This is a genomic window from Methanothermobacter crinale, from assembly GCF_055397825.1.
The window spans coordinates 153,996-176,345 of record NZ_AP042450.1; the positions used below are offsets into that span (position 1 = coordinate 153,996).

The window sequence follows — 22,350 nt, forward strand, 5'->3', positions numbered from 1 at the left end:
ATTAGGTGTTTTTATGAAGGTGAAGGATGTTATGGTTAAAGATGTGGAAACACTTGATATTAACAGTAACCTTGAGGATGTTTTGAGGAATTTTGTTGAAAAAGGACATGGGAGCGCTGTCGTGACAAGGGATAACGTGAAGGTTGGGATAGTGACAACATGGGATGTTCTTGAGGCCATAGCCGAAGGCGATGACCTAAGTGAAGTGAAAGTATGGGAGGTTATGGAGAGGGATCTTGTCACAATATCCCCAGAGGCGAGTATCAGGGAAGCTGCGACTAAGATGGTTACTAATGTGGTGTGGAGGCTACTAGTAGAAGAGGATGATGAGATTATTGGGATGGTAAGCGCCACTGACATCCTACGGGCTAAAATGGCGAAAAGATATTAAGCTCTCGTCCACACGAGAACTCCAGGTTCCTGATGGAGTAACTTGAAGGATGTCTGGTTAAAACCGCCTAAGAGGAAAAGTTTTGTGAACATAGAATCCTCAAGTTTCTTATCCATTATAAAAGTCATATATGAACCCTCACTCCCCAGCACAAACAAACCAAAAGGACTATTCTTATCTACTATCTCGTTCTTAACTAGCTGATTGCCTTCAACTAATATTAACTTGTGGGGTTTTATCTTCTCGGAAGTGCCATTAGCCCCCATCACTACTATGGTTGCATTAGTATCATTAGCCTTCTTCTCTATTAAGACACCCACCATCCCAGAAGGATCATTCACGGTCATTATCTTCGTTACATTACCAGATACTTCAGGTTTCGAAGCCGCCAAGGAAGTATAATAAGCATAATGTTCACCTTCCTTCTTATCAAAATTCCAACTTCCAAAGTAGCTCCACCATGCAGCTTTCCCCAACATGTCAGAACTTAATATGAGGACAAAGGGCTTCTTCTTATCAGGATGCGAATACTTTAACACATTATCGGCTTGAGCTGCTGTTAACTTATACTTGTCTATCATAATCTTCTTAGCATCATCCCTGGGAAGTCCCAAGGTCTCTGTAAGTATCTTAACGGACAATGAACTGTTATGGGTGTAATTATCAAGTGTATTATATGCCATGTCTCCACTTGTTGATAACATTGTAAGTATGCCAAGTGACAATGACTCATTATCAGTTAAAAGGGCCTTACCTATCCAATATGCTCTTGGAGTATTCTGCGAACCCCCATCAAATGTCACAGGCCTGTCGGCGGCCACGGCAAAAAGGTGTCCGAAGTCCCACCAGGACATTACTACCGTATCCTTACTGGTATTATTCTTTATCCATGTTAAGGAATTCCACATTCCATCGTCTGTCCCTGGGACAACAGATGAAGTTAGCGCATGAGCCCCGCTTACAGGTGCAGAGACTATAGCCAATGTGACAAGTATCATCATGGAAGTGGCCCTGAATTTCTCATTCCTTATTGACAATATTATGACAATTGCTATTATCCCCACCAATATTTTGGTTATCACAGAAACTTGGAATGGGTAAATTAGGAGTATTCCTGCTATGAACGCTACGATGGCAATAGATGTTGTGCTTTTAAGATTATCGCGGAGGTATTCTACAAAGTATCCTGTGAATATCCCGGCTGATATACCTAGTGGCATGGCGAATAATGAAACGAACCTGAAACCCTTTGTAACCGCATAGCCGGTTAATAGGAGCCATACACATATTAGTGATAGGTAGGATAGATATTCTCCTTTCTTTTTCTCAATATTGGGGATTCGCTGATATTTGATGAATTTGCTCTTTTTACCGGCGCGTTTACCCCCATTTTTCACTTCCACTCTGGGCGCTTCTAATGATCTTATCCTCCATATAAGCACCCCAACACCGAGCAATCCGCAGAAAAATGGTAATAATCCGCCAACTCCCCCAAGTACTGATGTTTGGTTGGGTAAGAATGGATTACCCGTCATGAAAGCCGGTACTTGTAATTCAGAAACTGAAACATAAACATTAGGATAGGCCGTGCTCTGAGCGGTGGCTTGCAACTGCACAGCCGAAAACAGTCCAGAAATTGAATCTATGAGTGCTGGGAATCCTTTCAAGATCCCGAAGAGGGAAACTCCTATGATTATGAGGAGTAGGAACATTGAAAGTTCCCTTTGATTAACTAGCCATTCAAGCCTGCTCTTATAAGATTCTCTCTCCACGCCCATAAGATGTTTTAAAAGGAAATAGACTATTATGAAAACTCCTACAAGTACAACATAGAATATGTAGCCAACCCATGCCATTGAAAAGAGCAAGATCGATATGATAGCTGCTGATAGGAATGCCAATCTCCTCTTAAATGTATCAGCGCTTATACTCTCCACGAAGAACCATATAAATAATAACGGTAAGATCATGTTGAACATGTCAGTGTCAAAGAAGCCGGCATAAGTATGTGATACATATACTGGTGTAAGTCCTATTATGATCGCCGCGACTATCCCACCATAATCATTACTCATCTTCCTCGTTAAAAGATAAGCTGGTATTACACATAACGAACCTATGATTGCCCCTATCCAATAAGCGACGACAGTAAGGGGATAATCACCAAACATGTTAGCAAGATGATAGGCAAAACTTGTAACATATGCTATAAGTGGTGGATAATCTACTGACCTCCCTGGGGGATAATATGAATGGAGATCCCAGTCTTCCCCGTTAACTTTTGTATCGCCTAGGATGCCTTTATGTAGGTAGTTCATTGTCAACCTATAATTGTAGTAGGAGTCCATTTCACTGAAATAAGGAAGACCACTCTGATCTTTATAGAATTGTTTAGAATCCTTTGGGACCCCACCTATATTATAGGCCTCTGCCCTGATAGCGAATGCTAATATGAATAAAACTGCGATGATTACCAGGGGTTTGATTTTCTCTAGTTTCATGGTGGATCTTCACAATATTTTCTCGCTGGATATGATTATCTTCTCATGTATAAATATTTTATCCTTTTTCTTTAACTTCTTCTACCGAGGCTGTGAAACGACATTTCGGAAACCCTTTACAGCCTATAAATTCACCATATCTTCCTGAACGTTTCACAAGATCGTTTCCACACCTTGGACATTTCCCCACAACTTCTATCTTATCTTTTTTCTCTTTGCCGCAGTTTGGGTCTAGGCATGCTCTCTGCCTGGGCTTTCCATAGGATATTAGTGGGAGGCCACATTTTTCACACTTGCTTTTCAGTATGCGAGCACCCTTAGGTAGGGGGTATACTATTTTACATTCTGGGAACCTTGAACAGCCAACAAAACTGCTTTTGGTCTTATCTGAATACTTTAGTAGTAGGTTTCCTTTACATTCTGGACATTCTCCTATTATACGCCCCTTTTGGTAAGCCTTATAGAGGTGTTTTCCTATTTCTTCTTTATTTTTTTCTATCTCTTCTATTATTGATATGATCTCTTCTTTGGCTTTTTTGATGATTTTGTCCTTTGATGTTTTCCCTTTCATTATCTTTTTGAGTTCTTCTTCAAATTGTCTTGTGAGTTCTTCACTGGTTATCTTTTCACAGTATCTTTTGAGGGTGTTTATTATATTTTCTCCAAGTGGCGTTACTTGGATCTTTTTTCCTTCGATGTACTTACGATCATAGAGTATTGAGATTATATCTGCTCTTGTTGATTTGGTTCCAAGGCCCCTTTTCTCCATTTCTTTTATAAGGGAAGCCTCATTGTACCTTGATGGTGGTTTTGTCTCTCTTTCTTCTGCTTTCACTTCTTTGACTGGGATTTTTTCTCCTTCTTCGAATTCTGGGAATTTTTCATCTTCTATTTTCTGGTAGGGGTATTGTTCCATCCACCCCATCTTCACAACCCTTTTTCGTGAAAATTTGAAAATTTCCCCACCTATATCTAATTTTGTATTCATTGACTCTATGAGGGCTTTTTCACCGAATACGCTTATGAACCTGTATACTATTAGTTCATAGACTTTTTTTTCATATTTTCCCAATTTTTCAGGTAATAGTCCTGTTGGGTGGATTGCTGGGTGTGCTTCATCCTCTTTTTTGCCTTCATGTGGTTTTAGTGGCTTTTTCAGATTAGTTATTTTTTCTTTAAATCTTGGATCTTTTGAGAGGCCCTTGAAGATTTTCTCATAATCTATGGTTTTTGGAAGTTTTTGGGATGATGTTCTTGGATATGAAATATAACCTTCAATGTAGAGGTTCTGGGCGATGCTCTGGGTTTTCTTCGGGCTTAAACCAAATACCTTGTATGCTTCTGCTTGAAGACCCCCGAGATTGAAGGGTGCTGGGGGCATCCTAGTTATCCGGTTTATTTTAACCTCTTCTATGATGGCGTCCTTTCCTTTGCATGTTCCCAGCACGCTTTTAACTTTATTTTTCTGGAATATCTTACCCCTTTGGTTTAATGCTATTATGTCATTTTCTAGGATGGCCTTTATGATCCAATAGGGTTCTGGTTTGAATTTTCGGATGGCTTTTTCCCTATCTACTAATATTGAGAGGGCTGGGGTTTGAACTCTCCCTGCTGAAAGTTTTATGAACCTATTAGTTGATTCTTTGACCGATTTCATTAATGAACGGGAGATATTGACTCCGAAGATGAAATCTAACACGTGCCTAGCTATTCCACTGTCTACTTGTCCATAATCAAGTTCTATAGGGTTCTTGTAGGCTTTTATGATATCATCCCTCGTTAGTGTGGAGAATTTCATCCTCAAGGTCTTCTGGAGAGCTTCTTCCCCACAGATGTGTTTGAGGACGTTGTAGCCTATAAGGGTCCCCTCTATGTCATAATCACAAGCATGTAAGTATTTATCGGCATTTTTAGCCAAACCATCAATAGCATCTATATAATCTTGGATGTAACGTTTCTTTTTATCAACTTCGGGCACTGGAGCCCATTCAAGGTCGAAAAATAGTTCTTCATTGGGGTTTTTCGGTTTTAGGGTGTAAAGGTGGCCTGCTGCTGGTATGATTATGGTTTTTTTATCTTCTTCCTGATGTACCCAATAGTATATTTTTTTATATTTTTTCTTTTTTGCATTTGGGAATAATGCTCTAGCTATTTTTTCTGATGAGCGTGGTTTTTCGCATATGATGACTTCGTCCATGATGATCACATTCTATAAGTAGAATCCATAAAATTCACTGCAGTAATTGCATATTGGATATTTTCCATAATGATAGTGGCTGTTGTCATCTGCTTCTATGTTGAATTTTCTCTGACAGATGAAGCAAGTTTCTATTTTCTCTTTTTTGTTTTTGGATTTCATTTCTCTATATTATCCTGTATCTTTGTAGGAGTAATAGTTCGTCTTTTGTGAGCTTTTTACCATCTTTGAATAATTTGTATATTTCTTCTGCTCTTTTCTTTTCTACTATCCTCCTTTTACGGCTTTTAGCCGCGTTAACACTATCCATCCTCGATTTAATCCTCTTTATTTCAATGTTAGCTTGCTTTATCCTTTTTAGGATCTTTTTTGATTTTTCATGTTTTTTTGATGCTAGTTTCCTGAATTTCATGAACTCTTTGTGGGCTTCATCTGCCTTGGCTCTTATCTTGTCTGTTTTCTGGAATTGTTCTAGCATTTTTTCATGGTATTCTTGGGCTTCTTTAGAGAGTTTAACAACATTCTCATGGTATTTTTCTGACAATTTTTTAAGTTTGATGGCTTTTTTTTGTGTTTTTTCATCTTCTTGTATCTTTGCCAGCTCTCTTCTGAGATCATTTACCCTGTTAACTAGTTCGTTTTCTTTTTTCATGTCTAGGACTTGTGTCTCGATTATCTTATCGATCTCCTTGATCTTATTCTCTAACTTTAGACGTTTTCTCCCTGTGGATGACCATTTTAACTTACGGATCTTCTTGTTGGTTTCATCTCTGAGTCTTTTGTTCTCTTCAACTATTTTATTTATTTCATTTCTCTTGTCCCTGAATTCGATAGCTAACTCCAGGTTTTCTTTAACCTTCTTGTTGAGCTCGTCTCGGAGCTCTTTTTTTTCTTTAGCTTCCTTGTTGAGTTCATCCCGTTCCTTTAAGATGATTGAAAGTTTATCCTCATATTCCTTTTTTTTATCGAGGACTTCTTCAAGGTTTACCTCATCCGTTTCTTCAAGTTCTTCTATGAGGGGCAGTATTTCTTTGAGGTCCTTTTTCTCTATTATGGCATCGGCTTTTTCTTTGACTATTGGCTTGGCATTGAATGCTATGCCCAACTTGGCGGATTCTATCATGGATATGTCATTGGCACCATCACCTACGGCAACGCATTCATCAAAACTGAAACCTTCATCTTCTAATAGTCTCTGTAGGATTTCATATTTCGTTTTTTTCACAAGGGGCCCGCTAACTTCCCCAGTTAGGATACCGCGTTTGTGGTGTAGTTTGTTACAGATTATATAATCTAGGTTCAATTTTTTACCTATTATATCTGCTATAATATCAAAACTGCCTGTTATTGTGGCTATCTTGTAGCCTTTCTCCTTGAGTTGTTGGATGGTTTCCTTGGCACCTTTCATTAATGGGAGTTTGTGGGCCAATTTTTTTATATCATCAACCCTGGCTCCTTTGAGTAGTTTCACTCTTTCTTCTATTGACTCTTTGAAGTCCATTTCCCCTTCCATGGCTCTTTTTGTGAGTTCCATTATCTTTTCTTCAACTCCCATTAATTTTCCGATTTCATCTATTGCTTCCGCGTCTATTATAACGTTATCAAGGTCGAAGACTACAAGTTTGATCAATAATATCACCATTAAATAAGATCCAACTCAGCGAGACGAGCTTTTGTCCTTTCAACACCAAGTTTAGCGTCCTCTGCACTTTTAGCCCCTGTGCAGACAACTTTACCCGATCCAAAAAGTAAGAGAACAACCTTAGGATCATCTAGACGATATACGAGTCCTGGGAACTGTTCAGGTTCATATTCAGTGTTTTCAAGTCCAAGGGCCACGGCTTCTAGGTTGAGCGGTTTCCCCAGGTTGGCGGAGGCCACTATATTCTGTATTTTGATCTCGAAGTCCTCTGGAATTTCAGGGTCCATTGTCCTCATCTTATCCACTGTTATTTTTATGGCCCTTTTGGAATCTTCTATTGACTTTGCACCAGTACATACAAGCTTGCCTGAGCCGAATATTAAGGCGGCTGTCTTCGGATTCTTCAACTTATATACGAGTCCTGGGAACTGTTCTCGGTTAAAATCAACATTCTTCAATGCTTTAGACACTTTTGTAAGGTCTATGGATTTTCCAAGGGTTGCAGAGGCCACTATATTCTCTATTTTAATATCTACATCATTCAATTATTATACCTCCCAGTGAAGTTGAGACTATACATTGGACTCTTATAAACGCTAAATTATATAATATTATAAGTACTTAAAAATTGATTACTATCAAATCCAGATTTTTTATTACATATTCTTCGATTTAAAAACTTTCCAAACAAATCCATAAAATATAACAATATCTAAAGGAAATTACATGGAAAAGACAAAGATAATTCTATCCATTTAAAAGGATTGGTGAACATCCTTGATCGAAGTGGAAGTAAAAGCCAAAACAGACCATAGGATAAAAAAGAAACTTGAATCCATCGGAGCCCAGAAAATCAGAACAGAAAAACAAGAAGACATATACTTCAACGCACCCCACAAGGACTTCAAAATCACAGACGAAGCCCTAAGGATAAGAGAAACGCCAACAAGAACCCTCTTAACATACAAAGGGCCTAAAATAGATGAAAAGAGCAAAACCCGGCAAGAAATAGAAACAGAAATCCCAAACCCCCAAAAGATGACAAGAATACTAGAACATCTCGGATTCAAGAAAGCACACAAAGTAGTGAAAAAAAGAGAAATATACCAGTTAGACGACCTCACAATCACAATAGATAACATCGAGGGCTTGGGAACCTACATGGAAATAGAAAAGGATATAAAAGAAAATGAAGACTATGATGAAACACTCAACAAAATCTACAAAATCTACAAAAAACTTGGAATCCAAAAAGGATTCCAAAGAAAATCATACCTCGAATTACTACTAGATGATAATCTCCCACCAAAAAGGAATTAGGTGGTAATCATTTGAAATATTTTGTAAGCCCCTTCAACAAGAAAGTAAGATTAAAATTCCCAGAGAAAATCACAATCTATGACACCACCTTAAGAGACGGAGAACAGACACCAGGAGTTTGCCTAGGAACAAAAGAAAAACTTGCAATAGCAAGAAAACTCGACGAATTAGGAATACACCAGATAGAAGCAGGCTTCCCAGTCGTGTCGGAAGAAGAAAGAAGATCAGTTAAAAAAATCGCAAATGAGGGGCTAAACGCTGAGATACTAGCATTATCACGCACAAAAAAAGAAGATATAGAAAAAGCCCTAGACTGCGACGTAGATGGGATAATCACCTTCATAGCCACATCAGACCTACACCTCAAACACAAACTAAAACTAACAAAAGAACAAGCATTAAGCATCTGCATGAAATCAATAGAATATGCCAAAGACCATGGAGTATTCGTAGCATTCTCAGCCGAGGACGCCACAAGAACAGACCTTGAATTCCTGAAAAAAATATATAAAAAAGCCGAAGATTACGGAGCCGACCGCGTCCACATAGCAGACACGGTAGGCGCCATTACACCCCATGGAATGCAATTCCTCGTAAAAGAACTCAAAAAATTCCTCAACACAGGAATAGCACTACACTGCCACAATGACTTCGGACTCGCAGTCGCAAACTCAATCACGGGCCTGCTAGCTGGAGCGGATGCAATATCCACCACAGTCAACGGGATAGGTGAAAGAGCAGGGAACACGTCCCTAGAAGAACTAATAATGGCCCTATTAATTTTATATGAGATAGATCTAGGATTCAACATAAAAGTACTCTGTGAACTCTCAAAACTAGTGGAAAAATACACGCATATGAACGTCCCAGAAAACAAACCAATAGTAGGAAAAAACGTCTTCAGACATGAATCAGGAATACACGTAGATGCGGTCCTAGAAGAACCACTGACCTACGAGCCATTCCTACCCGAACTTATAGGACACAAAAGAAAGATAGTGTTGGGCAAACACTCAGGATGCAGAGCAGTTAAAGCAAAACTTGAAGAATATGGGATAGAGGTGACAAGAGACGAACTCTGCAAGATAGTTGAAGAAGTGAAAAAAGCCCGAGAAAAAGGAAGATTCATAAATGATAAATTATTTAAAGAAATCATAAGTTCAGTTAAAGGACCGGTAGACATGTAGTGATCCAAGATGAACATTACCGAAAAGATACTAGCCAAGGCCGCGGGAAAAAAAGAAGTACAACCAGGCGAAATCATCGAAGTCGACATCGATCTTGCAATGACACACGATGGCACAAGCCCACCCACAATCAAAACCTTCAAAAAAATAGCTGAAAAAACAGGACAAAAAAGAGTCTGGAACCCAAAAAAGATAGTAATAGTCTATGACCACAACATACCCCCAAACAGTATTGGAGCAGCCGAATTCCAAAAAGTAACACGAGAATTCGCAAAAGAACAAGGAATAACAAACATCTTCAAACACGGGGAGGGCATATGCCACCAAGTACTCCCAGAAAAAGGATTCATAAAACCAGGAAACATCATAATAGGGGCGGACTCGCACACATGCACCTACGGGGCCTTCGGAGCATTTGCCACTGGAATGGGCGCCACAGACATGGCCATGATATTCTCCACGGGCAAAACATGGCTAAGAGTCCCGGAATCAATGAAAATAGAAGTTGAAGGTGGATTCCAAGAACATGTAACAGCTAAAGACCTCATATTACACATCATAGGAGAACTCGGAGTCGAAGGGGCAACTTACAAATCCGTTGAATTCACAGGAGAAACCATTAAAAGACTTGAAGTCCCAGAGAGAATGACCATCTGCAACATGACAGTGGAAATGGGAGCCAAAAACGGGATAATAGAACCCAACAAAGCCACTATAGAATATCTTAAGGAAAGACTCCCCCAGGAGAAATTCAAAATCTATACTTCAGATCCTGATTATGATTATCATGAGGAATTCTATTTTAACATAGATGATCTTGAACCACAAATAGCATGTCCAAACTCAGTTGACAACGTAAAAGACGTCAGAAATGTCCTAGGAACACATATAGACGAAGCATTCATAGGTTCATGCACAAATGGGAGGTTTGAGGACCTTAGAATGGCGGCGGAGATCTTAAAAGATGAAAAGATACACGATGATGTGAGGATGATAATAGTCCCAGCATCCTCAGAAACCTACCTTAAAGCCCTAAAAAAAGGCCTTATAAAGGTCTTCATAGATGCCGGGGCAATAGTATGCAACCCGGGCTGCGGCCCATGCCTTGGAGCCCACATGGGCGTCTTAAGCTCTGGAGAAGTTTGCATATCCACAAGTAACCGAAACTTCCAAGGACGCATGGGAGACCCCAAATCAAAAGTCTACCTTGCGAATCCCATAATAGTGGCCCAGTCAGCCATCAAAGGCGAAATATCCATACCAGAATAAAAAGGGGATGTGGAATGGATATAGATGTTGTGGAGGAAATCAAAAGACTTGAAAGGGTAATAGGTCCGCTTTCAAACACCCAAAAGATACTATTAGCAACTGATGGTTCGGTTACAAGAATACTCGACGTCATACTCGGAAAAGTGAATATAAAAACCTTAGTACAAGAGTTTAGAGAAGCCAGCGAAGAGATCGCTGAAAAACTTGACATAGCCGCCGGGGAAAAAATAAACTACAGAATAGTATTAATTGGTAACGAAGAGCCCCTCATACATGCAATATCATACATCCCCCTTGCAAGATTAAATAACGATTTTAAAGAAGATTTGATAAGAGCAGACATACCAATCGGGAAAATACTGCGCAAACATAACATCGAATCAAGAAGAGAAGTGGAAAAAATAGACGTCGAAGAACCTACAGGAGAACTCAAAGAGATATTCCACACAGATTCATTAATGCTAACACGCACATATAACATCATACACAAGGACAAGATCCTAATAAGGATAAAAGAAACATTCCCCATCACATACTTCAAAAAATAGGGTTCAAGAACCCTTGGGGTTATAAGTATGGGTGTTAAACTCAAGGATATAATATACGCTTCTAAGATAAAAATTGGGGATTTGAAGGGGCGCATTATAGCAATCGACGCCCCGAACACCATATACCAGTTCCTCTCTAGTATAAGGCAGAAGGATGGGACACCTTTAATGGACAGAAAAGGTAGGATAACATCACATCTCAGTGGCATACTCTATAGAACCTCAGCCATCATAGAAAAGGGCATAAAGGTGGTTTATGTATTCGATGGTAAAAGCCCACATTTAAAAATGGAAACAATCACAAAAAGGAGATCTGTAAGAGTTGAAGCTGAAAAAAGATGGAAGAAAGCCCTCAGAGAAGGAAAAATCGAAGAAGCTAGGAAATATGCTGTAAGATCCGCCAGAATATCCCCTGATATAATATCCACTTCGAAAAAACTTCTAGACTTGATGGGCGTTCCATTTGTTGAGGCGCCGGCAGAAGGCGAAGCTCAGGCATCTTACATCGTCCAGAATGGTGATGCGTGGGCGGTTGCGTCACAAGATTATGACTGCTTACTATTCGGAGCTCCAAGAGTCGTTAGAAACCTTGCCATAACCGGGAGAGCACAGGAACTAGAACTTCTAGAATTAGAGAGGATCTTGAAAAGATTGGAAATTACAAGGGAACAGTTAGTCGACATGGCATTACTCATAGGCACAGACTTCAACAAGGGAATAAAAGGAATAGGACCGAAAAGCGCCCTCAAATTCATAAAAGAAAAAGGCAACATATATAATGTACTAGAAGAGCTAGGTGAAGAGTTAGATGGTGACCCTGAGATTTTAAGGGAGATTTTCCTCAATCCAGATGTTACAGATGATTACAAGCTTTCATGGAGGAGTCCGAACAGGGAAGGTATAATAGATTTCCTCTGCCATGAACATGGATTTTCAGAAGAAAGGGTGCAAAATGCCATAAAAAAGATGCAAGTTGAAAAATCTATCCAGAAAAGTTTGACAGACTGGTTCTAACAGATTCTTCCCCAAGCCTATAATAAAAGCCCCTACTAATAGAATACTTGATAAGCCTCCTATAGGATGGGTGCGCTTTGAGAGTTTCAGAATCACCTATAATCACAAGTTTTCTCCTCGCCCTTGTAAGTGAGACGTTAAGACGTCTTAAATCACTGAGAAAGCCTATTCTACCATTTTTATTGCTCCTTACCATGGATATTATTATGATCTCTTTTTCACGCCCCTGGTAACCATCAACAGTGTTAACCTCAACCTTAGCATGGGATGATATAAGATCCACTTGATCGTCATAAGGCGTTATAATACCAATATCAGAAGGTTTAACACCCCTCTTAATAAAAAAATTGGATACTATAATGGCAAGATCAGCCTCTAATTGATTCTGGAGTGAAGGCGACCCTTTAACTCTCCTCTCGAATTTGCCTTCAATACTAGCAGTGTCCATGAAGAGCAGAGGCTTAGCAGGGTTTAAAAGTTCTCTTCCAAGCCCCCACTCACAACTCGTATCATCTACAAGACTATCTATAGTGAAATTCTCCAAGCCAGGTGCTGCTTTTATTCTACCATCATAAAATTCCATGTTGGGAAATTCCATCAACTGAGGGTTCATACGATACTGAACATCCAACATGTATGCCTTATATGGATACAATCTTATCAACTCTTCAAATAACGTCTTCTCTAATTCAACAGCATCCTGGTTCAAAATAGTTGGGGGTAACTGTTTATGGTCCCCCGCCAAGATGAACCTCCCACCACGTGAAAGAGGGATTAGAATACTCGGTATCGTGGCCTGGGAAGCCTCATCCACCACTATAAGATCGAAGCTGATACCATCAAGGTATTCTAGGGCTGCTGTTGAATTAGTTGAAAGTATAACGGGAGTCTCCTCTAGGATGTCAGCCACTATACTATTTTCTATATCATCTATCATCTCGTATAATTCATCTATTTTCTTGTTGGTTTTTATCCATTTTGCCATAGATATCATGACATTTGGTGATATGCCCCTGCTACCTCTTCTTTTCATGGCATTTGCCATTATCTGACGGTCACTTAAACCTCTTCTGAGGGATGGTGTGGGCTTATGGTACTTCTCCCTTTCTCTTATCAGGTCCTGGATCTTTTTTTCCAGTTCAGATATCTTCTCATAATCCTTGTGATCCTCCACTTTATAGGCTAGGCTTTTTTCTATATTTTCTTTCGAAACTCTCTGTGGATGTCCAAGTCTTACACATTCCACTTTCCCATCCAATCCTTCTAGGATATTATCCACGGCCATATTACTCTCAGCTGTTACAAGTAACTTACCACCCTTTTTAACCTCTTGGAGTATGAGTTCAATGAGTGTTCTTGTTTTACCCGTGCCGAAGGGGCCGTGGATCAGGAAAAAATCATTAGAGGCTAATGCCCTTGATATCGCCTCCTTTTGGGAATTGTTAAGACTTTCGTCTTCCAATTCGAATTCCACTCTTCTTACTTTAGCTGTGGGTTTCCTCTTCCCCAGGAGAAACTCTAATATATTATAGGTATTTTTGTTAAGTTTTTTCAGATTATCTTCCATCCGTTGGAATGTGATGTCATTGGCATATAAGTCAATTCTAACATTTTTTAAAGCCCACTTTGGCACTTTTTCCATGGCCACGATTATAAATCTGCTGCCTTTCTGGGCCACAGTAGCTGTAAGATCGCTTCTAAGAGGGTTCCCCCTACTTATAAGTACAAGATCCCCCACACCTATTTCGGTTTCGATGGGTTTTTTCCTACCATACTTGACAAGGGTGAACCCAAGTTCCCTGCCGAGGATTTTCCCATTCAGGTTGTTAATAGCCCTACCTATCTTTTCACGCTTTGAGGCTGATAAACGCCTTATCTCCGAGATCATGGCTTCGATCTCGGCTTTCCTCTCCATTTCAACAAGTTCTAATAATCTTTTCACATATTCTTTGATTTTGATTTGCAGACCCCCCCACACGATTAGAATGGTGGATAATCGCCAAAAAACTCTATAGCATATCTCCTTGCAATTTCAACTTGTTCAGGGTACTTCCTTGCAAGCTTTTCCTCCAGTTCTGGACGATCCTTTATTGAGGCTATAATCTTTAAAATATTGGTATAGGTTTTGAGGACTTTGGTGTCTATTCTGTCTTGGATGCATGGCATTTCAAGGGTGATGCAAACATCAGTCCGTTTAAAAAAGCTAGTCCTTATATGGGGGGATACAGAGCCTATTAGGACACCATTTTCCAATTCAATGAGGGGTGGTACCCCCATTTTCTTTTTACGATCGGGGTCTGTGAGTCCTTCATAATATTTGTAACAGTGCGCTTCAACGTAAATGGATGGCCTATAATATTCTATTAATGAAATTATCTCCCTTCCCTGTTTTGTATAATATGATCTTTTCAAAGTGCTGAGGTAGGAGGTTGGATCGCAATTATATATTATAAGTTTACCATCTATCACATCCTCAAAACCCAATGACTTGAGGGCTTTTATTGTTGTAAGACCTTCCCTTCCATGCAAGCCCCCTACAAATAATCTTATTGGCCCCTCCCCCTTTTCTATCAGTCTAAAGAAACTCATGTTCCTTCCTGCCAATTACTCAAATATTCCACTTGTCGAGGCGTTAATTCATCAATTTCTATCTTCATGGATTCTAGTTTCAACCTTGCAACCTTCAAATCGATCTCATCAGGGGATTTATAAACTCCAGGTTCATAATCCACGCTTAGAAGATGTTGTGCGGAAAGTGCTTGGAGTGAAAAACTCATGTCCATTATCTCTGCGGGATGGCCTTGTCCCCTGCTAGAAGCTAAATTAACTAATCTGCCCTCGGCGAGGAGATATAATCTTCTACCATCCTCTAATACAAATTCTTCAATATCCTCTCTTATAATTCTATTTTTGACTGAGAGGCTTAAAAGATCGTCACGGTTTATCTCCACGTTGAAGTGGCCGGCATTAGCCATTATACAACCATCCTTCATCTTCTTAAAATCTTCTAGGGAGACAACATCAATATTCCCAGTGGCTGTTATAAGTATATCAGCATGTCTAACAGCCTCATTAACCTTCATAACCCTGAAACCGTCCATCCTAGCCTCAAGGGCCCTTATAGGATCCACCTCAGTTATGATAACATTAGCTCCGAGGCCATCTGCTCTCATAGCGATGCCGCGACCACACCATCCATAACCACAAATAACAACAGTCTTGCCAGCTATCAACATGTTAGTTGTGCCCATTATAGAATCAAGTGTTGACTGGCCAGTACCATACCTATTATCGAAAAGATACTTTGTATAAGCATCGTTAACAGCCATGACAGGGAATCGTAACGCACCATCTTCTGCCATGGCCCTGAGACGATGTATACCCGTGGTGGTCTCTTCACAAGCCCCCCTTATCTTATCTAATATTTCCGGTCTTTCTCTGTGGGCGAGGAATATCATGTCCGCCCCATCATCTATTAAGATGTCTGGCTCATGGTCGAGAACGCGATGAATATTCTCATAATATTCTTGGGTTGTTTCGCCACGCCATCCATAAATGTTAAGTCCGAGGGATGCACCCGCTGCTGCGGCATCATCTTGGGTGGAAAGTGGGTTGCAGCCTGTCATGGCGACTTCAGCCCCACCAGCCATTAATGTCAGTCCAAGGTTGATGGTCTTCGGCTCCAAGTGTAAACATGAAGCTATTGTAATCCCTTTGAATGGTTTTTTTTCCTCGAATTCTCTTTTTATATGTTCAAGGACTGGCATGTGCCTTTGAACCCATTCTATTTTCTCCTCCCCATTTGGGGCTAATGAAATATCCTTTACATTGTATGGCATAATGATCCCTTCTCTTACAAAAAAAATGTAAAGGGGGGTGTAAGTTTATTTTTAGAGGTATTGTACTTGCTCTTCCACCATGGTTGATTTTGGTTTTATTTTTTTCATGGCTTCTTTGAAGTTTTTCATTGGAACTTCTTTTGCGTTCATGTCTTCTCTGAGTGTTAGCATGGCTGCTTCTCTGCAGATTGCTTCGATGTCAGCGCCAACATAACCTTCTGTCATCTCAGCTAACTTCTCTAGGTCGACATCATCTGCCAGTGGCATGTCTTTTGTGTGGACTTTGAATATTGCAAGTCTGGCTTCTTTGTCCGGATCTTCAACTTTCACGTGCCTGTCAAATCTACCTGGCCTTAGCAGGGCAGGGTCTAGGATGTCTGGTCTGTTTGTTGCCGCTATTACAACCACATCTTGTAGTTCTTCTAGGCCGTCTATTTCTGTTAATAGTTGGTTGACAACTCTCTGGGTTACTCCTGAGTCGGCTTCTGATCCTGTTCTCCTGGATGCTATTGAATCTATTTCATCAAAGAATACTATTGTTGGTGCTGTCTGCCTAGCCTTCCTGAATACTTCTCTCACGCCCTTTTCTGATTCGCCAACCCATTTTGAGAGCAGCTCAGGTCCTTTGATTGCTATGAAGTTGGCTTCGCTTTCGTTCGCAACCGCCTTTGCCAGGAGTGTTTTACCTGTCCCTGGGGATCCGTAGAGTAGTATGCCTTTTGGTGGTTTTATGCCGAATTCTTTGAATTTTTCTGGGTATTTTAGGGGCCATTCTACTGCTTCTCTGAGCTCCTGTTTTGCTTTTTCAAGTCCGCCAATGTCATCGTATGTCACATTTGGTACTTGTACTAGTACTTCTCTGAGTGCTGATGGTTGTATGTCCTTTAGGGCGTTTTTGAAGTCTTCTTTGGTTACTATCATCTTTTTGAGGACTTCTTTTGGTATTTCTTCGTCGACTTTTATTTCGGGCAGCACTCTTCTGAGCACTCTCATTGCAGCTTCTTTACAGAGTGATTCTAGGTCTGCGCCCACAAAGCCGTGTGTTATCTCTGCAAGCTCATCTAGGTCGACATCGTCTGCTAGTGGCATGCCCCTTGTATGTATTTCTAGTATTTCTTTTCTTTCGTCTTTGTCTGGTACGCCTAATTCTATTTCTCTGTCGAATCTTCCAGGTCTTCTGAGGGCTGGGTCTAGCGCGTCTGGTCTGTTTGTGGCTCCTATGACCATAACTTGGCCTCTTGTTTTAAGGCCATCTAGTAGTGTTAGGAGTTGTGCGACTATTCTTCTTTCGACTTCTCCTGTTACTTCTTCCCTTTTTGGTGCTATTGCGTCTATCTCATCTATGAATATGATTGATGGGGCGTTTTCTTCTGCTTCTTCGAATATTTCTCTGAGTCTTTCTTCTGATCCTCCGACGTATTTGCTCATGATCTCGGGGCCGTTTATTGCTATGAAATGTGCGTCGCTTTCGTTCGCAACCGCCTTTGCCAGGAGTGTTTTACCTGTTCCTGGCGGTCCGTACATTAGTATGCCTTTTGGTGGTGTTATCCCCAATCTTTCGAAGAGTTCTGGTCTTTTTAGTGGGATTTCTATCATTTCCCTTACTTTTTTGACTTCTTCTTTTAGGCCTCCGATGTCTTCGTAGGTTACGTCTACGAGGTTTGTGACTCCTTCGAGTTTGCTTACGTCTACTGGTTGTGGTTGTATTTCGACGTTTGTCATTTCTGTGACTTTAACGACCCCTGAGGGTTTTGTTGATACTACTGCTAGCTTTATTTCTCCTAGTGGTGATATGTCCATGAAGTCTCGGAGTATTTCATCGAATAGGCTGCCTGTGGATATTTGTTGTCTTATCCCTGATACTATTATGTCCCCTTTTACTAGTACTCTGTTGAGGAATGCTGATCTTATATCGCCTCTTATTATGATTTGTTGTTCTACTGGTGCTAGCACGACTTTTTCGGCTTCTTTTACGTCTGCTTTTCTTATTGTTACTTCTTCTCCTATGGATGCTCGTGCGTTTTTACGTAGGTATCCGTCTATTCTTATGATTCCCAAGCCTATGTCTGATTGTGATGATGCAGCTGTGGCTGCTGTGAGCTTTTTTCCTTCTATTTCGATGATGTCACCGTCTTTGATGCCTAGTTCTTCCATTGCTTGGGGGTCGAGGCGAGCTATCCCCCTACCAACATCTGATTGTGATAATGCTTCGGCTACTTTGAGTTTTATTTCTTTTTTCTCCATTTTAGTCCACCTTATTCTATTATTTTTTTGTTATTTTATTAATGGAGGTTATCCTAATATTTTAGTAAATTTTTGTAACTATAATACAAATGTAGTTTATATTATATAAAGTTTTCGGAAATTTTAAATATAAGAATATGAAGCAGATTATCTTATAACCGCGCCAAAACCTTCAAGCAAACCTTTAACCTTATCATAAACGCCCTGATCGATAACCTCAAACCTAAAAGTTACACTCACCATGCCCGAAGGTATTTGATCCCCCTTATAAATATCAACTACACTAGCTTTCACAATGCCATCCAAACCCTCGATAACACCTTTTATAACCTTAGGATCACAACCTTCAGGAAACATAGCTGAAATATCATAACAACGCCTAGGAAGATTCTTCACCTTCCAATCCCAGAGCTCCTCCCTACTCAAAACCTGAATATTCGACACCTTCAATCTTACACGCCTTTTACCAACCCTCAAAACAACAAAATCGGGATCAACAGACTCCAAAACTCCGACATGAACATTACCAGAATAAATATGTCTAAGACCGACTTCCTTACCAATAGAATCCTTCAAAACATCCAACTCCTTATTCAAAGCAAAAATAGCCTTATCAGACCTTCCAAGGGAAGCTTCAACATCATCAAGACCCTTAGCGGCAAAACTCATCCACCTAACAAAATCATCCCTCTCCCCATGCCTCAAAAGGTCCTCCAAACGTTCCACGGCTCCAACAAATGCCTTACGGACATCCTCACCATACCTATTATAAACTTGTATAGAATAGGCCAGATAAGGATTCTGTGAAACTATCCTGGCAATAGTATCAAGCATAAGATTATAAATAGGACTCGCAAACCGCCTAGACTCCCTCACATCAACACTCAAATCCCTAATAGTCAACGCAATACTAATATAAGCAAAATGCGTAAGCACCTGCACAACACTCATCATCCTATCATGCTTCACAGGCGAAGTAACCAAAACCCTAGCACCATGCCCTTTTAAAAAACTAACAGCCCTATCAACCCACTTAGACCTCCTCAAGGGAGTTAAAACCACGACCTGACCAGCAAGTGAACGTATCCTAGGACCAAACATGGGATGGGTAGGGAGAACATCAACACCTTCAGGGGCAAGTTCTTCCATCAAACGGGCAGGCTCCTCCTTCACAGAAGTCACATCAACAAGCAAAGAACCCCTCCGCATAATAGGAGCAACCTCCCTGATAACATCAAGAGTATTCTCAATAGGCACAGATATTATAACGATATCAGAATCCCTCGCGGCTCTAACATTATCAGGACAATACTCCACACCAAGCTCCTTACTAACATTCTCCCCAGTAACCCTATCCCTGCCAGTTATAATCACCCTAAAACCTTCACCCTTAAGAAAACCGGCTATCCATTTTCCAAGGCCCCGTGTACCTCCAATAACCGCGACATTCATACTATCCTGCCTGTTCAACTTTACCCCACTGAGATGCCTTAACAGCCAAAAAACCTCCTAAACCGCCAAGACAAACTGCTAAGAAACACGCTAAGAGAAAACCGACAACAAAACTGAACATGTCCACTCCAAGCATATTACTTATCCAATATGGCATCTCGGGCCCCATTATCATATTATATATGAATAATATGATTGCAAGTATCAAAGTTGCTATTGCACCCACACTGGAACTTCTATCATCCTCCCTAGTTAAATAAGTGGCGATAAAACCTACAAAAACAAATATAAAAACTCCATCAAAGAATAGAAACATAACAACCCCAAATAGTATACCGATAAAAGTTGCTGTTCCAGATTCATAATCTCCCATTCCAACATCTCCTCCCTAATTATATATCCTCCAACTATAACCTAGTATTAGTGTAAGTCTCTTATATTATTAGATATTTCCATGGTGTGAATCAAAAATGAGGATAATCCAAGAAGACAAAAAAAAGGGAATCATAGAATTAATCCCTGAAACCCTCGACGATCTCTGGCATTTATCACATATAATAGAAAAAGGCGACCTCGTATCTTCAAAGACCACGCGCAGAATACAGGACACCAGTGGTGAGAGGATAAGAAGTGACAGGGGAGTGAAGAAAACATTCTATCTAAGAATTCGTGTAGAATCTGTGAAATTTCACAAATACACTGGCAAATTAAGGGCAACAGGAATTATAGAAAAGGGCCCAGAGGACCTAGTACCATTAGGTTCATATCATACACTAGAAATCAAATTAAACACCCCATTACGTATAAAAAAAGAAACCTGGTCCAAGTGGGCTTTGAGAAGATTAAAAGACGCCATAGAATCATCAAAAAGACTATATGCTATAATATTGGCTTTAGAGGATGACACAGCCGATATAGGGTTCATAAGGCAATATGGGATAGAATATTATGGTCCTATCATTGGGCACATCCCAGGAAAAAGAATACAACAAAAAGACCGGAGAAAAAAAATCATCCAATTCTATGAAAAAATAATAGAAGTCATAAAAAACTTGAAAGGAGTGGAACTAATCGTCATCGCAGGACCAGGATTCACAAAAACAGACTTCCATTCCTACCTAAAAGAAAAATATCCAAAATTGGCCAAGATCTCCATAATAGAAAGCACAGGAACCGGTGGCCGCGTAGGGATACAGGAAGTCCTAAAAAAAGGTACAATTGAACGAGCAGCCACAGAAAATAGAATAGCAAAAGAAATCAGAAACGTTAACGAAATACTAGAAGAAATAGCAAAATCATCAGATCTGATAGCCTATGGTGAAAAAGAAGTTAAAGAAGCAGCAAACATGGCCGCGATAAAAAAATTATTAATATTAGACAAACTTGCAAGTGAAAAAGAAACACTACTAGATTCCGTCGAAAACATGGGCGGTGAAATAATATTAATAAGTAGCGAACACGAAGGCGGAAAACAACTAGAAGCACTCGGGGGAATAGCAGCCCTCTTAAGATTCAAAATACACTAAAAAAGTCCTTAAGTGGGCAAAAGCATGGGGATAATAATCAACAACTGCAGAAGATGCAACACTTGCAACCTAGTACTATGCCCTGCAGGAAACGTTAAAAAGGCAGCTGAAAATGGTAAATGTTTCGAATGCGGAGCATGCACATTAGCCTGTCCATATAAAGCCATAAAATTGGATAAAAGTAGAAGAGAGAAGGTAAGGGTTACAGTAGATGGTAAACCAGTGAAGGTGGCAGGGCTCGTGAAAGACGCCCTCGAAGCCGCTGGAATAGACGTGGGAAAATCACCAGAAAGCACCATATTCATGCCATGTGAATGCGGAGGCTGCTGGGCTTGCGCAGTCAAAATCGATGGAAAACTGGCATTATCATGCATAACACCATTATCAGAGGGCATGGAAATAAAAACAAAGATCAAATCCCCTTTAAGGGCCATAAGCGGGTTCGGCGCCCACATGGTAGGTGGTGTTGGAACACCATACTATCTAAAAGAGAGTATAAGGCCCATAGAAGTGGTTGGATTCACACACGGTTGCAACCTGAGATGTCCACAATGCCAAAACTACCGCATCGCCTTCACAGCAAAAGCCCCATTACTAGAACCCAAAGAAACAGCTAAAATCCTACTAGGCCTTGAATCAATATACATAACAGGCACGATAACATTCTCGGGTGGGGAATGCACATTAAACAAGGAATGGCTGCTTGAAACAATGCAACGAATAAAAAGAGAAAGGAAAGTTAACATACACATTGACACGAATGGGACAATACTAAACCCAAAATACATAGACCAACTAGTAAAAAAAGGAATGACACAGATAGGCATAGACCTCAAAGCTCTCAAGACTAGGACATTTCAACGCATCACAGGCATAAGAGACGAAAAAATCGCAAAAGAATACCTAAAAAATTCGTGGAGTGCCACAGAATACATCACTAACAATTACGAGGAAGAGGTATACCTAGGAGTTGGCATTCCATACAATAAAAAATTAATAACAATAAAAGAAGTCAAAAGAATGGGAGAAAAAATCCGCAAGATCAACCCAGAAATCCAAGTTTGTGTACTGGACTATAGGCCAGAATTCAGAAGACAAATCATCAAAAGGCCATCATTCAATGAAATGATCCAAATAAAAAAACTATTAAACAATGAAGGTCTCAGAACCGTCATCGTCCAAACCACCCACGGCCACATCGGACCATAAAATGGTAGTGA

19 protein-coding genes are annotated in these 22,350 nt (G+C 40.1%); 8 read left to right on the forward strand and 11 right to left on the reverse strand.

Features of this window, described 5'->3' with window-relative positions; genetic code table 11:
- Window positions 1-13 precede the first annotated feature (13 nt).
- Window positions 14-391, forward strand: coding sequence for a CBS domain-containing protein (locus ACZ5XX_RS01150; RefSeq protein ID WP_464584776.1), 378 nt, complete (start codon window positions 14-16; stop codon window positions 389-391).
- Here the strand turns inward: ACZ5XX_RS01150 and ACZ5XX_RS01155 are convergent.
- From ACZ5XX_RS01155 to ACZ5XX_RS01175, 5 genes are read right to left on the reverse strand one after another with little or no spacing between them, the layout of a single operon-like run.
- Window positions 388-2,892: an STT3 domain-containing protein gene (locus ACZ5XX_RS01155; RefSeq protein ID WP_464584778.1), complete on the reverse strand. Its 2,505-nt coding sequence runs from the start codon at window positions 2,890-2,892 to the stop codon at window positions 388-390. The genes ACZ5XX_RS01150 and ACZ5XX_RS01155 overlap by 4 nt on opposite strands.
- A 58-nt stretch (window positions 2,893-2,950) precedes the next feature.
- Window positions 2,951-5,089 (reverse strand): DNA topoisomerase I, encoded by a 2,139-nt coding sequence (gene topA / locus ACZ5XX_RS01160; protein ID WP_464586112.1) that lies wholly within the window; start codon window positions 5,087-5,089, stop codon window positions 2,951-2,953.
- Between the two features lie 12 nt (window positions 5,090-5,101).
- Entirely contained in the window at window positions 5,102-5,251 is a 150-nt protein-coding gene (locus ACZ5XX_RS01165; protein ID WP_464584780.1) for a hypothetical protein, read from the reverse strand.
- Window positions 5,252-5,255: 4 nt separating this feature from the next.
- A complete protein-coding gene (serB, locus tag ACZ5XX_RS01170) occupies window positions 5,256-6,719 on the reverse strand; it encodes a phosphoserine phosphatase SerB (protein WP_464584782.1) in 1,464 nt (487 codons plus the stop codon).
- Between the two features lie 11 nt (window positions 6,720-6,730).
- Window positions 6,731-7,276, reverse strand: a complete 546-nt coding sequence (locus ACZ5XX_RS01175; RefSeq protein ID WP_464584784.1) for a TATA-box-binding protein — start codon at window positions 7,274-7,276, stop codon at window positions 6,731-6,733.
- Window positions 7,277-7,508: 232 nt separating this feature from the next.
- On the opposite strand from ACZ5XX_RS01175, the gene cyaB reads away from it, so the two are divergent.
- Genes cyaB through fen form a run of 5 tightly spaced genes read left to right on the forward strand, consistent with a single transcriptional unit; the run spans window position 7,509 to window position 12,069 of the window.
- On the forward strand, window positions 7,509-8,051 hold the full coding sequence (gene cyaB, locus ACZ5XX_RS01180) for a class IV adenylate cyclase (RefSeq protein ID WP_464584788.1): 543 nt from the start codon (window positions 7,509-7,511) through the stop codon (window positions 8,049-8,051).
- Window positions 8,052-8,062: 11 nt separating this feature from the next.
- Window positions 8,063-9,238, forward strand: a complete 1,176-nt coding sequence (locus tag ACZ5XX_RS01185) for a homocitrate synthase family protein (RefSeq protein ID WP_464584790.1) — start codon at window positions 8,063-8,065, stop codon at window positions 9,236-9,238.
- Between the two features lie 9 nt (window positions 9,239-9,247).
- Window positions 9,248-10,507 (forward strand): homoaconitase large subunit, encoded by a 1,260-nt coding sequence (gene hacA, locus ACZ5XX_RS01190; RefSeq protein ID WP_464584792.1) that lies wholly within the window; start codon window positions 9,248-9,250, stop codon window positions 10,505-10,507.
- Between the two features lie 14 nt (window positions 10,508-10,521).
- On the forward strand, window positions 10,522-11,055 hold the full coding sequence (locus tag ACZ5XX_RS01195; RefSeq protein ID WP_464584794.1) for a chorismate lyase: 534 nt from the start codon (window positions 10,522-10,524) through the stop codon (window positions 11,053-11,055).
- Window positions 11,056-11,082: 27 nt separating this feature from the next.
- Window positions 11,083-12,069 carry a flap endonuclease-1 gene (fen, locus tag ACZ5XX_RS01200; protein WP_464584796.1) on the forward strand — a complete coding sequence of 329 codons (987 nt, stop codon included), beginning with the start codon at window positions 11,083-11,085 and terminating at the stop codon, window positions 12,067-12,069.
- Here the strand turns inward: fen and ACZ5XX_RS01205 are convergent.
- The 6 genes from ACZ5XX_RS01205 to ACZ5XX_RS01230 all read right to left on the reverse strand — a co-directional run bounded on the left by ACZ5XX_RS01205 (window position 12,038) and on the right by ACZ5XX_RS01230 (window position 19,977).
- Entirely contained in the window at window positions 12,038-14,011 is a 1,974-nt protein-coding gene (locus ACZ5XX_RS01205; RefSeq protein ID WP_464584798.1) for an IGHMBP2 family helicase, read from the reverse strand. The genes fen and ACZ5XX_RS01205 overlap by 32 nt on opposite strands.
- A gap of 38 nt (window positions 14,012-14,049) precedes the next feature.
- On the reverse strand, window positions 14,050-14,658 hold the full coding sequence (locus ACZ5XX_RS01210; RefSeq protein WP_464584800.1) for a DUF2119 family protein: 609 nt from the start codon (window positions 14,656-14,658) through the stop codon (window positions 14,050-14,052).
- A complete protein-coding gene (gene ahcY / locus ACZ5XX_RS01215) occupies window positions 14,655-15,908 on the reverse strand; it encodes an adenosylhomocysteinase (protein WP_464584802.1) in 1,254 nt (417 codons plus the stop codon). Before ahcY ends, ACZ5XX_RS01210 begins: the two co-directional genes overlap by 4 nt.
- A gap of 51 nt (window positions 15,909-15,959) precedes the next feature.
- The gene (locus ACZ5XX_RS01220; RefSeq protein WP_464584804.1) at window positions 15,960-18,152 is read right to left on the reverse strand and encodes a CDC48 family AAA ATPase; all 2,193 of its coding nucleotides are present in this window, start codon (window positions 18,150-18,152) and stop codon (window positions 15,960-15,962) included.
- Between the two features lie 147 nt (window positions 18,153-18,299).
- Entirely contained in the window at window positions 18,300-19,604 is a 1,305-nt protein-coding gene (locus ACZ5XX_RS01225; protein WP_464586114.1) for a prephenate dehydrogenase, read from the reverse strand.
- A 1-nt stretch (window position 19,605) separates the two neighbouring features.
- The gene (locus ACZ5XX_RS01230; RefSeq protein WP_464584807.1) at window positions 19,606-19,977 is read right to left on the reverse strand and encodes a hypothetical protein; all 372 of its coding nucleotides are present in this window, start codon (window positions 19,975-19,977) and stop codon (window positions 19,606-19,608) included.
- A 97-nt stretch (window positions 19,978-20,074) separates the two neighbouring features.
- Here ACZ5XX_RS01230 and ACZ5XX_RS01235 point away from each other — a divergent pair, with 97 nt between their 5' ends.
- Together ACZ5XX_RS01235 and ACZ5XX_RS01240 are read left to right on the forward strand one after the other, a co-directional pair.
- Complete coding sequence (locus ACZ5XX_RS01235; protein WP_464584809.1) at window positions 20,075-21,130, forward strand: mRNA surveillance protein pelota; 1,056 nt, start codon at window positions 20,075-20,077, stop codon at window positions 21,128-21,130.
- Between the two features lie 24 nt (window positions 21,131-21,154).
- Complete coding sequence (locus tag ACZ5XX_RS01240) at window positions 21,155-22,339, forward strand: radical SAM protein (RefSeq protein ID WP_464584811.1); 1,185 nt, start codon at window positions 21,155-21,157, stop codon at window positions 22,337-22,339.
- Window positions 22,340-22,350 lie beyond the last annotated feature (11 nt).

Excerpts from the sequence above, each read along its gene's own strand:
- ACZ5XX_RS01150 (WP_464584776.1), top strand. The coding sequence starts at position 14 with ATGAAGGTGAAGGATGTTATGGTTAAAGATGTGGAAACACTTGATATT.
- ACZ5XX_RS01155 (WP_464584778.1), bottom strand. The coding sequence starts at position 2,892 with ATGAAACTAGAGAAAATCAAACCCCTGGTAATCATCGCAGTTTTATTC.
- topA (WP_464586112.1), bottom strand. The coding sequence starts at position 5,089 with ATGGACGAAGTCATCATATGCGAAAAACCACGCTCATCAGAAAAAATA.
- ACZ5XX_RS01165 (WP_464584780.1), bottom strand. The coding sequence starts at position 5,251 with ATGAAATCCAAAAACAAAAAAGAGAAAATAGAAACTTGCTTCATCTGT.
- hacA (WP_464584792.1), top strand. The coding sequence starts at position 9,248 with ATGAACATTACCGAAAAGATACTAGCCAAGGCCGCGGGAAAAAAAGAA.
- ACZ5XX_RS01195 (WP_464584794.1), top strand. The coding sequence starts at position 10,522 with ATGGATATAGATGTTGTGGAGGAAATCAAAAGACTTGAAAGGGTAATA.
- fen (WP_464584796.1), top strand. The coding sequence starts at position 11,083 with ATGGGTGTTAAACTCAAGGATATAATATACGCTTCTAAGATAAAAATT.
- ACZ5XX_RS01210 (WP_464584800.1), bottom strand. The coding sequence starts at position 14,658 with ATGAGTTTCTTTAGACTGATAGAAAAGGGGGAGGGGCCAATAAGATTA.
- ahcY (WP_464584802.1), bottom strand. The coding sequence starts at position 15,908 with ATGCCATACAATGTAAAGGATATTTCATTAGCCCCAAATGGGGAGGAG.
- ACZ5XX_RS01220 (WP_464584804.1), bottom strand. The coding sequence starts at position 18,152 with ATGGAGAAAAAAGAAATAAAACTCAAAGTAGCCGAAGCATTATCACAA.
- ACZ5XX_RS01225 (WP_464586114.1), bottom strand. The coding sequence starts at position 19,604 with ATGAATGTCGCGGTTATTGGAGGTACACGGGGCCTTGGAAAATGGATA.
- ACZ5XX_RS01230 (WP_464584807.1), bottom strand. The coding sequence starts at position 19,977 with ATGGGAGATTATGAATCTGGAACAGCAACTTTTATCGGTATACTATTT.
- ACZ5XX_RS01235 (WP_464584809.1), top strand. The coding sequence starts at position 20,075 with ATGAGGATAATCCAAGAAGACAAAAAAAAGGGAATCATAGAATTAATC.
- ACZ5XX_RS01240 (WP_464584811.1), top strand. The coding sequence starts at position 21,155 with ATGGGGATAATAATCAACAACTGCAGAAGATGCAACACTTGCAACCTA.